This is a genomic window from Pseudomonas sp. BTN1, from assembly GCF_001907715.1.
In the GTDB taxonomy this organism is placed as follows: Bacteria; Pseudomonadota; Gammaproteobacteria; order Pseudomonadales; family Pseudomonadaceae; genus Aquipseudomonas; species Aquipseudomonas paracarnis.
In genome coordinates, this window is sequence record NZ_MPBM01000064.1 from 1 (window position 1) to 11,947 (window position 11,947).

Below are 11,947 nucleotides of genomic sequence, written 5' to 3' on the forward strand. Positions count from 1 at the left end.
ACCAGCCATCGTGTGGATGGAAAACCGCGTCAGCGACGGCCAGACCGTGCTCGTACCGGTGCTGTACCTGGCCCAGGCCGACTCGCGCAACGTGCGCGGCAACAGCCTGATCCAGGGCCGCGACCTCAACCTGGTCACCGGCGGCGACCTGATCAACGTCGGCACCCTGCGCGCCAGCAACAACCTCTCCGCCATCAGTAGCGGCAGCGTTTATACCGGCGGCCTGGTCGAAGCCGGCAACAACCTCAACCTGCTGGCCCAAGACAGCATCCGCAACGCCATGGCCGGCGAAATCCGCGGCAAGCAAGTCAGCCTCACGGCGCTCAAAGGCGACATCACCAACGAGACCACCGCCATCCAGGTACGTGACGGCGCCGGCATGCGCACCCTCACCGACACCAGCGCCGGCACCATCGTCGCCCGCGAAAACCTCGCCATCGACGCCGGCCGCGACCTCACCAACCGAGGTGCCCTGGTAGCGGGCAACGACGCTAACTTAACCGCCGGCCGCGACCTCAACCTCATCGCCGCCAGCGACACCAGCGTCAAACACGAGAGCCGCGACGGCGGCGAGAAATCCAGCATCACCACCGACGTCAAAAACCTCGCCGCCAGCGTCACGGCGGGCGGCAACCTCAACATGCAGGCCGGGCAAGACGTCAACATCATCGGCAGCAATGCCACCGCCGGCAAAGACCTCAACATCGCCGCCGGCCGCGACCTCAACGTCGCCTCGGTCAGCGACATGCACAACGTTGAGGGCAAGGAAAAGGACGGCAAAAAACGCATCAAGACCTCGGACGACCAGACCACTCAAGTGGCGAGCGTGCTGACGGCGGGTGGGGATTTTGTCAGCCAGGCGGGGCGTGACACCACGATCGTGGCGAGCAGGATCAGTGCGGGGAATGAGGCTTATCTGTATAGCGGGGATAAGTTGAACCTGCTGGCGGCGCAGAACAGCACTTACAGCCTTTACGACATGAAGGAGAAGGGTGGCTGGGGCGCGAAGAAGACCAAGCGCGATGAGGTGACACGCGTTACGAATGTGGGGACTGAGATCAAGACTGGTGGTGATCTGTCGCTGGTCAGTGGCGGTGATCAGTTGTATCAGCGGGCCAAGCTTGAAAGTGGCAAGGACCTCTCGTTGATCAGCGGAGGGGTAGTAACGTTCGAGGCGGTTAAAGACCTGCATCAGGAAAGTCATGAGAAAAGCAAAAGTGACTTAGCGTGGAACAGCTCCAAGGGGAAGGGCAACACAGATGAAACCCTGCGTCAGACGGCATTAATTTCCCAAGGTGATTTGGTCGTTAAAGCGGTCAATGGCCTGCACATTGATGTAAAGCAAATTAATCAGAACACCATCAGTCAAACCATCGACACCATGGTGAAGGCAGACCCACAGCTTGCGTGGCTTAAAGATGCTGAAAAGCGGGGCGATGTCGATTGGCGGCTTGTGAAGGAAACGCATGACTCCTTCAAGTACAGCCACTCCGGCATGGGCACTGGTGCGATGCTTGTCGTGATCATTGTTGTGACGGTCTTGACGGCCGGTAGCGGAGCGGCTGCGGCGGCCGGTGCATCTGCCAGCGCAGGTGCAACAAGCGCAGCAACGGCGGCGGGGTTGAGTGCGACTACCGCAGCGACCATAGGTACTGCTGCTGGTGCCGCTGCATCTGCCAGCTACACGGCGATGATTACTCAGAGTGTCGTCAGCGGAATCAATAACAAAGGTAACTTGAGCGATACATTCAAGGACGTTACCTCAAGCGATAGCCTCAAGGGTTATCTCGCATCAGGAATCGCTGCTGGTTTTGCTGCAGGTGTGCTCGACAAAGCCTATTCGGTATCGCCCGAGGAAGCCGGTTCTGCTACCCATGGCTTCAATTTGGGAGAGATGGAGGGTTTCACAAAATTTGCGGGCTACACCTTGGCGCAACAAGGTTTCGGTGCGGTCACTAACACCGCACTCAATGGCGGTAGTTTGAGTGAAACCCTTACTCAAGCGGGTATCAGCTCGATAGCCAACGTGCTGAGTGCTTCTGTCTATAACAAATTGGGTACCCAGTTAGAGTTCACGGGAGTTCCTGCGAAGGTGGGTGCCCATGCCATTGTTGGCGGTCTGCTCGCAGAGGCCGCGGGCGGCAGCTTCAAGTCTGGCGCTCTAGCCGCCGGAGCCAACGAAGCGTTCGTCACGGCCCTGGGCGACTCGATTTTTGATGGGCCGATGCACAATCAGCTGTTAGCAATGACCTCACAACTGATAGGTGTGACGGTTAGTGCCGCGACGGGCGGTTCTGACAAGGATCAAGCCGTTGCTGGATGGATTGCTCAGCAAGCGACGTCCTTCAACAGCCTTGATCACCCAACAGCCGAAAAGCTGCTTAATGAGTTGGATGGTTGTCGAGCCAGCACAGGGTGCTCTGACGGAAAAATCCGCAGCATTATTAAAAAGTATGAGGAACTTTCAGCATCGCGCTCTGCTGCAATCAGTGCCTGTGAATCCCGCGAATGTGCAGAAAGCATCAGGTCTGCAACGATCAAGATGGATGATCCTGTTGCGCAAAAACTCCTGGACACGTTCAAGCACACGGTGTCTTACGACATGTACGGGATGCTTGTCGGGAATCCTGACAAAGTTGCTTCTCCCGCTCAAGGTGTTGACCCATGGGGCGCGACCTATGCGACTGACGATGAAATTATATTCGCCAAGTATGTACAAGAAAAATGGCTTACCCCTGCTGAGGAAACGCACCTAAACGAGTGGATGAAAAAAACTACCTGGCTTGAAAGAGCAGCAGGTAAAGCGCTGGATGCATCGGAAAGGGCTGCGATGCTCGTCAACCTGGGTAATGCGTTGGTTACCGAGAGCTGGTTGAATAAGGTTCCGGTGGGTAAAGCGACGGCGGGTGTCGGCGATAAAGGGGCTGGCATCTCAGCAGACGCGGATGGATTCGGTGTTTATCCTAAAGCTCCGTCAACGGTGGAAACGCCTAAAACAGAGCAGTATTTCAGAGTCGAAGGCGGGGGCGCCGGAGCCGCAACTAGCCAGAATCGCCTCACGGCAAATGCTGATGGGAGTATTAGTATCAATCCCGGTTGCACTGGTCAGCTCTGTGTCAGCGTGGGGGACGCCGCTCACGCTAACTACTACTTAACAAACAAACGTCCGGATGGCACTGTGGTTGTATTTGATGTCGATGCTAAACTCCATAGTGAAATTATGGCTAACGCAGTTCCTCAACGTCCGATTCCAGGAGTCAACCGAGACCCGTCAGCGCCTAAAATTGTAGATCCGACCAAGCCTGGGACAGCGCTGGAACTTCCTAAGGTGTGGGAATCATTGCTTGAAAAGCACTCAAGCAACGCCCGCGTTTACTCTCATGAAGAATTTTTAAAGGAGTTCGGGAATTGAATTTAAATAAAGAAGTGCTTGATGATTTATGGTCTGGTGAGAAAAGTATCTGTTTTTTTGTAAGTGGTGCTAAGTGTTATTGGGTTTTGGATTATAAGTATAACTTTTCATTGGATGCGGAAAAAGACTATCGCGCATATTTGGATAAAGGGCATATAACCCAGGCGCAGTATGAAGAAGCGTGTAGGGTGTTCCGTGGTGGAATTTTAAAGCTAACAGCCGATAATTTTTCGCAGTATCTAAATAGTGTTAGTGAAGGTGTGTTGACGGGTGAAGACCTTTCAAAAATTTTTGAGCTGGATGACGACTGTAGTTTACCCCGGTTGTTGAAAGAGGTGGAAGGCTACTTTTTGTCAGGCGCGAGTTTGAGTGCGGATATATTCGGTCTTGTTGGCCGTGTAGCGTCTAGGTTGCCCGTATTCTATATTAATTTTGATAGAAAAATATATATGCATATGGATCAAGACCGATTCCACGAGGAACTCTCATATTCTGATTGGACATCCAAGTGTTCAGATTTTAGTTTTTTAATACCAGATGCTGAGAGATATTGGATGAAGAGCGGTGATCTCTGGAAGTTTCGCTATGTTTAGTCGTGGTGTTGAGGCGATTTATTCGTGAATCTGACACAAAAACGGCCTTTCGTCGTGCTATAACTAAGGTGGGCGTTAAGATTTGATTGACGAAGTTGCGTTTACTTAGGGGGTAAGTCCTTTGGGTTTAGTTTTCAAGTTCGCCTAACTTTCAAGAGTGTTATATATGAAAAAAATTTTCGTAGTTTTTTGCACTTTATTTCTGCTGGTTGGCTGCGTAACACAAGACCTGAGCATTGAAAACCGCCATAAAATCACGACTGTCACTATTTTGCCTGCCTCGTTTTCGGAGCAGCAGTTCAAATACACGAGTATGGATCAAGCCTGGGGGGCCGGCTTAGGTGCCGGTGCCGGAGCGGCTGTGGGAATGGCATCGGATTCTTCCAAAGTCGCTACCAGTGCTATGGCTGGCGTGGGTGTGGTGGCGGGCGCGAAAGTAGCTGATGGTGGAGTTTTAAGTCCACGGCAGGCAATTTTGTTGAATTTGCAGCGCAACAAAATAGATCCAGGGAAGTTGTTTAAGCAGCAGCTGGAAGCGCGGATCAGTGCTGAGCATTTATTCAAAGTTGTACCGGAGGGCGGCCGGGCCGATGCGCATATAGAATTTGTCGTGTCCGAATGGGGCTTTGCCTTGAAAAACTACAGTGCAGAGCTTTATCCCACAGTGGGCATTGTAGCGGCCATGAAGCTCGGCGACGCAGTAGTTTGGAGGAATTTCGAAACTGTAACAGCGTTCAGTGAGGGAAATGTCCAGGCATATACACCTCAGGAGTACGCAACAAACCCTGAAGCTCTCCGTAGCGCTTTGCAGAATGCTTTCGAGTTAGTGATAGCTAAACTAATAGCTGATTTGAAACAATAGGCGCTATAAGGCGTAGGGAGAAAAGGGTACAGATTTATTTGAATGAGGCTTGAAAAGCATATTAAATAAATATGTCCCCTTTCTTCTGCTGTTTGTCACGGTACTCCAGTCAGCAATATATTAAACCAAATTCCAGGGTTTAATGGGTTTGCTACATTGCACGATGGTTGGATGATTAACTTGGAAGCTTACAAACAAGCTGATATGTCGCTTTTTGAAAATTTGGGCAGCATGCCGCCTGCTCTGCTTGTAAATTATGGAGCACTGTACGATAAGTACCGCCCAGCAATTGAGTCGGAGAAAAAGCGTGAAAATTAATAAATGGCTTTTGGTAGTACTATTGTCGGCCTTGGCTGGCTGCGCACCTTCCCATTCCACCTGGGAAAATGGAATGAATCTATGGGTAGGTACTCATTTCGATTCCCATCTTTACAAAGACTGCACTCGAGGATGTGGCGACTCATATTGGTCGCCTGTAAATAAAAATAAGATCTTTGATAAGGTTGTTGATGAAAGCGGCGGCAGGCGGTATTACATAACTTGGATTAGAGATTGCCGATATTCGGTTTTTGTCGCTGAGGATCGGCTAATAAAGTCATGGAGATACGAAACTTCTAACGTAAAAGGCTGTTATGTCTTTTAACTGCTGTTTTAAGGGAAAAGAAAAGAGAGAAAAGGGGACGAGAGAGAAAAGGAAGAGAAAAGCGGACAGATTTATTTAAATTTGTACTGGGATAAGCGTATTAAATAAATCTGTCCCCTTTTGTTAAGGAAATAGTTTGGTATGGATTCAAGATTGATATCACTCTGTAAAGAGTTGGCGAAAATGACTTCTGATCAGGCGGCAACTTGGATATTGAGCCGGTATCCGCTTGCTTCAGATAATTGGGGTGAAGCTTTATTACTCCTTCCTCATAGATCTTGGAAAAAGCCAGAGCAGAAACGTTTAGCGGATTATTATTTTAAGAGAATTCCGTTCTCTAGCGCTAGAGGATATGAAGCGTTCGCGTCAATTATGCCAGTTAAGTTAATGGTTGCATGCATTAACGATGAAGGAAAAGGGGACAGATTTATTTAAGTTAGAGTTGAAAGGTATATTAAATAAATCTGTCCCCTTTCGTTCCAGCAAACGGAACGCCTGTTATTGTCCAAGTGGTGGATAAAGCAGCGGGTACCGGATTTTCCCATTTTGTTGTGGTCGACGGAATTACGACCAGAAATGGCATTTCTGTCGTAGCAATTCGTGATCCTCATGGTAAGCAGTATTTTAGCCCCGCGACTACTTTTGAAAAGAATTTTTCAGGTTATGTTGTTGTTCCAAAGGATGCTCTGAAATGAAATTAAGCATTAAGTTTCCCGAGAATTTGTTAACCCACAGCCTGCTCGAGCAAAGGCTGATTCCTTGCATTTGCAAAATTGCAACGGAGTTTGAAATTGAATTTTTGGACCCTTTGCCAGAAGCTGCAGGAACCGTTCTGGAGTGGGATCGTGCAGAACTTGAAAAAAGAGCGATAGGTGGGGTAGGTGGGCAATACTCTCACTATGCACACGGTCGGGTGACGTTAAAAAAAGTTGATATTGATATCTACCAAATATTGGATCTTGAAATGTTTTATAGGCTTTTTGGATGGTGCAGCATCTTGGAAGATGGCAACTATGCGCCGCCGGGGCAGTTTTGGGATGATGAATAAGTTGAAAAGGAAAGGGGGCAGATTTATTTAAATTAAAATTTGAAGGTGCACTAAATATATCGCCCTCCTTTTGTTAATAGATATACTTAATGAGCCAAATATCAGAAATATTTCTGTAAGGGTGGCACGGTGATTACCACATATAAACTCGAATTTCGACATAGGCCTAGTGTTTCAGAGTCTATCGAAGAGAGGCATAAAGATTTTTTGAGAGCTATAGGCGATTTGGGCGTTCCGTGGAATTTGAACGATGCCTTTGAAGTCCCCCCTATTGGAAGCGAGTTGGTGACCTCGGTGTCATTGGATAAGCTACTTCCAGTCGGCGTTAAAGGTCGAATTTCATATGCTCTGCGAGATCAGAAGTATCTCCAAGATGATGCGCAGTTTGATGATACGCTATTTGTTGAATTTACAGGCTCCAAAGTCGACTATCCATATTTGTTGAAGATTGTTTTTCCTGTTTATATAAAGGCATTTGGTTCCTATCGCTCAGCTTTACATGATTGGAATGTTACGAGGAGCGATTGGCCTTTAGTGTTGGAGGCTTGTGATGCTACAAAAAAAGACGTTAACGGTAGGGATGGAGTTTTTCGTATAAATGCGGCGAATTATTTCGATAAGGAATTGTGTTTTCGCGCCTTTGGAAAAGGGCCGCGTGAACTTGTTGATTTGTTGAATGGTTATGTAGAAGAAGTGCGTGAGTTTGAAGAGGGGGTTTTGATTATAATTAGTTATACTCCGCTTTCTGCCGACGAACTACTCAGTGCGGGTGATCGACTAAAGAGCTTAGTGGTTTGATTTTTTTGTCCGGTCAAATTGGTTGATGTATTACAGTTTTGATTGGGCTTGGTTGAGTTGGTGTAAAGGTTCTGTTTTGGTGGTTCTTTAACAAAATGGTTTCTTGTAAGTCGGCCGGGCAGTTATGAGTTAACTGCCCAGATTCTGCTTTAGATCTTCGCGTTTAATTTTCGTCCAATAATATCCAGAAGATCACACCCGTCCCTCAGCGGGATAGCCAGAAATAGCGCAAGAACATGCAACATAATCGCACAATTGCTGATCTTCTCCCTAAATGCCAGTTATTAAATAGAACTGTCCCCTTTTCATTCGCGATGGTGAGAAGGTCGGAATTAAGGTGGTGAACTAATGGCTAGGTTTAGAGAAAGTATATATTTGTCTTATTCGCAATTTTGCGTGTTTTTGAGTTCGCTTGATCAGCCGTACAATGATTGGAGTGTTCGTAGTTATGCGCAAGGATTTGCGTGGAGGTTAGGGAGTGTCTCTTTTAGAGCTTTGGTTGACGAAGGGTACCATATAATTAGCCTTTTCATTAACGAACAAGTGCCCGCTATAAGCGCAGACGTGGTTCGGGCCTTTAAAGTTCCCTTCTCGGTAATAGATAGAAATATTGAGGTTGGTAGTATTTCGAGTACGGTTCCTCTAGAACTGCCTGAAGGAGATTATTCTCTTCAGGTCGAATTTATAAGACCCTCCTCAAGTGGAGTGTATGAAATAAATGTCCATTTGAATTTAGGGGACTGCGATTTTGAGGTGTTGAGAGCAGACGCCGAAATTGACGAGCAAGATGAGTTTGATATCGATGCGGTTCCTGCGGGATAAAATTTCGGAGAAATGGGGGCGGATTTATTTTAATTCGAGATAGCGGTAATAAAGCCTATTAAATAAATCTGTCCCCTTTTGTCTTGTGCCGCAGATCGTAAATTTGTTACAGATTTGATTAACGATATTGGGAATAACGCCACAAAGGTTATCCCTGGGACCTTCGCGGGACAGGGAGCTAATGGTGCGCGAGGCAATGTCTATTTTAGAATTAAAGGCAATGATGTCGTGGTGACCAAGCCGAATGGTACGTTTGTGACGATTTTGAAAGATGGCGTCAACCAAAATCCATCAGTAAAAAGTGCGCTGGAAGGGAAGGTTAGATGATGAAAGATTCTTCGTTGAAAGCGTGGCTTATACTTGCCATTGGCAAAAGGCTTTTGTCGGTGGACGCACTCATTCATAAGTTAGGCTCGGTGGCGCATGGCTTTCCACAAGAGATTAGTTTCCATTTTGAAGGAAACATTCCTGGCCGTTTATTTTGCGATAGTGATGGGGCTTCGATAGGACTATCCGTGGAGCCATTAACCGAATGCGATATGCAAGAGTATGGCGCGCAAGTAATTGCGTCGATGTCCGACGATGCATGCTTTAGTAATGTTATAAACAAAACGCTGTCTTCAGTTGTTCTGGTGAAATCCTCAGTGGAAGATAGGATTGTGGGTGTTGGTTTTTCATTTGATTGTGAAGAACGTTTTTTTATTTTGAATTTGGGAGATGAGATTTTTGTTTACAGGTCTATCCCCTCGGATGTTGTTGAGAGTGAGTTTCTTGTTTTTATAGCCGTGGAGGGGGAGGACTGAAAGGTCTGGCTAATAAATATGAAAAATTTAATAATTTATTATTTTGGTTTGTTTGTGTTAAGTGGCTGTGTAACCAAAGATCTGAGCGTTGAAAACCGCCAGCAAATCAAAACTGTCAGTGTGTTGCTTGCCTCATTCCCGGAGCAGCAGTTCAAGTACACCAGCATGGATCAAGCCTGGGGGGCCGGCTTAGGTGCCGGTGCCGGGGCGGCGGTGGGAATGGCATCGGATTCTTCCAAAGTCGCTACCAGTGCTATGGCTGGTGTGGGTGTGGTAGCGGGCGCGAAAGTGGCTGATGGTGGAGCTTCAAGTCCACGGCAGGCAATTTTGTTGAGCTTGCAGCGTAACAAAATAGATCCAGGGCAGTTGTTCAAACAACTGTTGGAGGCACGGATCAGTGCTGAGCATTTATTCAAAGTTGTACCGGAGGGCGGCCGGGCCGATGCGCATATAGAATTTGTCGTGTCCGAATGGGGCTTTGCCTTGAAAAACTACAGTGCAGAGCTTTATCCCACAGTGGGCATTGTAGCGACCATGAAGCTCGGCGACGCAGTAGTTTGGAGGAATTTCGAAACTGTAACAGCGTTCAGTGAGGGAAATGTCCAGGCGTATACACCTCAGGAGTACGCAACAAACCCTGAAGCTCTCCGTAGCGCTTTGCAGAATGCTTTCGAGTTAGTGATAGCTAAACTAATGGCTGACTTAAACCAATAGGCGCTATAAGGGATAGAGAGAAAATGGCACAGATTTATTTAAATTTTAGCTGGGAAAGTGTATCAGATAAACCTGTCCTATTTTGTTGTGCTTAATTGCATAGGGTGCGGCGAGTTATGTCGGATAAACAAGTATGTGAGCTGACGATTGATGATCTTGGTAGTTATAGCGTTTGGTTCTTTCCGATGGACGACACCGTGGAGGACGAATTAACTGTGCGCCCCCTCGCCGAACAGGAAACGTGCTCAGACTTTCAGATTATCGTTCGAGCTGATTTTTTTGGTGAAAATGGCTCTGTGTATTGCGGTTATTTGTATTGGGACTCCAATGTTGCAATTGAATACTTGAGGCCTGTTGTATTGTCTGGAACGGGAGAGGCCGTAAGTTTTTGGAGCGGTATAGTCACTCCAACGTGGGAAAGTTCGGAGTTTGCCTGTTCGATTAGATCCGAGCTGCCTATTTCTTATGCCTCAGAATCGGTTTTCGGTCTTCCTTCCATTTGCGGAAAGCTGGAGGGACTTTATTATCTTTCGGATGATCAGGTTTGCTGCGTGAAATGACGAAAAAAAGTGGACCGGTTTATTAAGTTGAATTGCTCACGCATAAAGCGGGCGACACAAAGGCCGCCCGATTTTCACTCAGGACGGATCGGCATTGAGCCTGCGACTGATGACATCCAGCAAATCACACCCATCGCGCAGCGGAATGGCCAGCAAGTGGGCGAAGTCTGAAAGCACGACGGCATCGCTGCTGAGTTGTTCGCGAAAGGCTAGGTTTTCCAGCAGTTGGGTGACGGCCCGAATGCGGTGCATGGCGGCGTCGTGAAGGACGTCGAGAGGTGCCTGGGTGTCGATGATCAGGGCTGGGACGGTGCAGTCGTGGCCGGTTAGGGGAATGTATCGATTCATCATTAAGCTCTCTGGATTATTGAGGGCTCGTTCTTCGGGTCGCCAAACCCGGTCGCTTTTTGAGCGACGGCCGGACTATAAGCCGCACCGCCAAGCCCGCGCAAGGCATCAAAATGCCGCTGCTTCGGAGCGTGCCCGCAGCCGCTAACATCTTGCTATCCATTGCCGACATACTGCCCACGAACAAACGCACTACGCATACGCAAATCCGAAGCCTCACCCCAAACATTAAAGGACCAATGTGAAAAACCTCCTCCTCATTCTCCTCACCACCCTCATCCTCGGCGGCTGCGTCAGCCACCCCCTCACTCCCGAAAACCGCGCGCAGATCAAGACCGTCAAAGTCCTGCCCGTGAAGTGGGAAAAGAACATGGTGTACTTCGGCCGCGAACAGGCCTGGGGCGCGGCCCTGGGTGCCGGGGTTGGCGCCGGTGTTGGCATGGCCAGCGGGGCGTCCAAGCTGGGTACTGCGGCGTTGAGCGGCGCCGGGTTTGCCGGCGGCATGAAGCTTGGGCAGTTGGCCGAGATGCCGACGCCGGTGGCTATTCTGACGGTGATGGAGGCGGAAAAACTCGATGTAGGCGTGTTGCTCAAGCAGGGCTTTATCGATGAGTTGGGTAAGATTTCGACGCTCAAGGTGGTCGGCGATGATGAGCCCGCCGATGCGCAGATTCAACTGACCGTGTCCGAGTGGGGCTTTCGCCTGACCCAGGGTTTCAGCAGTGTGATTTATCCGACCCTTAACGTGTTAGTGCAGATGGATCGCGGCGATGAGATGGTCTGGCGCACCTTTGAAGCGGTCACGCCGTTTAATGGTCAGAACGTTTATGGCTATACACCGTTAACCTACCGCACGGACCCTGAAGCCTTGCGCCGGGCGTTGACCGGGATTACGCAGATTTCTGCGCAGTACCTGGTGAAGGAGCTCAAGTAGGGCTGTGCGAAGGCTGGCGGCTGTTGGTGTGCGGGCTTGGGCTAATGCCAGTCAGGGTTAAGCGCAGTTCCCCTGTGGGAGCGGGCTTGCCCGCGAAGGCGGTGTGTCAGTCGCTGCATCTGTTGCTGCACTACCGCTTTCGCAGGCAAGCCAGCTCCCACATTGGATCTTCGTTGCTTTGGGCATTGCGTTCGTTTAATTGATCGGCATTGGGCTTGCCCGCGAAGGCGGTGTGTCAGTCGCTGCATCTGTTGCTGCACTACCGCTTTCGCAGGCAAGCCAGCTCCCACATTGGATCTTCGTTGCTTTGGGCATTGCGTTCGTTTAATTGATCGGCATTGGGCTTGCCCGCGAAGGCGGTGTGTCAGTCGCTGCATCTGTTGCTGCACTATCGCTTTCGCAGGCAAGCC

14 protein-coding genes are annotated in these 11,947 nt (G+C 49.1%); 13 read left to right on the forward strand and 1 reads right to left on the reverse strand.

What is annotated here, in order from left to right:
* From BMH52_RS25670 to BMH52_RS25725, 12 genes are all read left to right on the forward strand, one after another.
* Nucleotides 1-3,412, forward strand: a 3,412-nt coding sequence (locus BMH52_RS25670) for a DUF637 domain-containing protein (protein ID WP_177345110.1), incomplete at its 5' end; no start/stop codon positions are given.
* Complete coding sequence (locus BMH52_RS25675; RefSeq protein ID WP_034134582.1) at nt 3,409-4,005, forward strand: hypothetical protein; 597 nt, start codon at nt 3,409-3,411, stop codon at nt 4,003-4,005. The genes BMH52_RS25670 and BMH52_RS25675, both read left to right, overlap by 4 nt.
* Nucleotides 4,006-4,171: 166 nt before the next feature.
* Nucleotides 4,172-4,867: a hypothetical protein gene (locus BMH52_RS25680; protein WP_073845472.1), complete on the forward strand. Its 696-nt coding sequence runs from the start codon at nt 4,172-4,174 to the stop codon at nt 4,865-4,867.
* A 171-nt stretch (nt 4,868-5,038) separates the two neighbouring features.
* A complete protein-coding gene (locus BMH52_RS29230) occupies nt 5,039-5,185 on the forward strand; it encodes a hypothetical protein (RefSeq protein WP_158068764.1) in 147 nt (48 codons plus the stop codon).
* Nucleotides 5,186-5,693: 508 nt separating this feature from the next.
* Nucleotides 5,694-5,945, forward strand: a complete 252-nt coding sequence (locus tag BMH52_RS25690) for a hypothetical protein (protein WP_256575826.1) — start codon at nt 5,694-5,696, stop codon at nt 5,943-5,945.
* Between the two features lie 77 nt (nt 5,946-6,022).
* Nucleotides 6,023-6,205, forward strand: coding sequence for a cysteine peptidase family C39 domain-containing protein (locus BMH52_RS30055; RefSeq protein WP_158068765.1), 183 nt, complete (start codon nt 6,023-6,025; stop codon nt 6,203-6,205).
* Nucleotides 6,202-6,558 carry a hypothetical protein gene (locus BMH52_RS25700; protein ID WP_073845478.1) on the forward strand — a complete coding sequence of 119 codons (357 nt, stop codon included), beginning with the start codon at nt 6,202-6,204 and terminating at the stop codon, nt 6,556-6,558. The genes BMH52_RS30055 and BMH52_RS25700 overlap by 4 nt, the downstream gene beginning before the upstream one ends.
* A gap of 129 nt (nt 6,559-6,687) precedes the next feature.
* Nucleotides 6,688-7,356: a hypothetical protein gene (locus BMH52_RS25705; RefSeq protein WP_256575827.1), complete on the forward strand. Its 669-nt coding sequence runs from the start codon at nt 6,688-6,690 to the stop codon at nt 7,354-7,356.
* 348 nt (nt 7,357-7,704) lie between these two features.
* Nucleotides 7,705-8,178 carry a competence protein ComJ gene (gene comJ / locus BMH52_RS25710; protein WP_073845480.1) on the forward strand — a complete coding sequence of 158 codons (474 nt, stop codon included), beginning with the start codon at nt 7,705-7,707 and terminating at the stop codon, nt 8,176-8,178.
* 323 nt (nt 8,179-8,501) lie between these two features.
* Nucleotides 8,502-8,981 (forward strand): hypothetical protein, encoded by a 480-nt coding sequence (locus tag BMH52_RS25715; RefSeq protein ID WP_073845482.1) that lies wholly within the window; start codon nt 8,502-8,504, stop codon nt 8,979-8,981.
* A gap of 18 nt (nt 8,982-8,999) precedes the next feature.
* Nucleotides 9,000-9,695 (forward strand): hypothetical protein, encoded by a 696-nt coding sequence (locus BMH52_RS25720; RefSeq protein ID WP_073845484.1) that lies wholly within the window; start codon nt 9,000-9,002, stop codon nt 9,693-9,695.
* A gap of 116 nt (nt 9,696-9,811) precedes the next feature.
* Nucleotides 9,812-10,255, forward strand: coding sequence for a hypothetical protein (locus tag BMH52_RS25725; RefSeq protein WP_073845486.1), 444 nt, complete (start codon nt 9,812-9,814; stop codon nt 10,253-10,255).
* 78 nt (nt 10,256-10,333) lie between these two features.
* On the opposite strand, the gene BMH52_RS25730 is transcribed toward BMH52_RS25725, so the two are convergent.
* Complete coding sequence (locus tag BMH52_RS25730; RefSeq protein WP_032873797.1) at nt 10,334-10,591, reverse strand: hypothetical protein; 258 nt, start codon at nt 10,589-10,591, stop codon at nt 10,334-10,336.
* A 253-nt stretch (nt 10,592-10,844) separates the two neighbouring features.
* Between BMH52_RS25730 and BMH52_RS25735 the strand changes: the two genes are divergently transcribed.
* Nucleotides 10,845-11,537 (forward strand): hypothetical protein, encoded by a 693-nt coding sequence (locus BMH52_RS25735; RefSeq protein ID WP_073845488.1) that lies wholly within the window; start codon nt 10,845-10,847, stop codon nt 11,535-11,537.
* Nucleotides 11,538-11,947 lie beyond the last annotated feature (410 nt).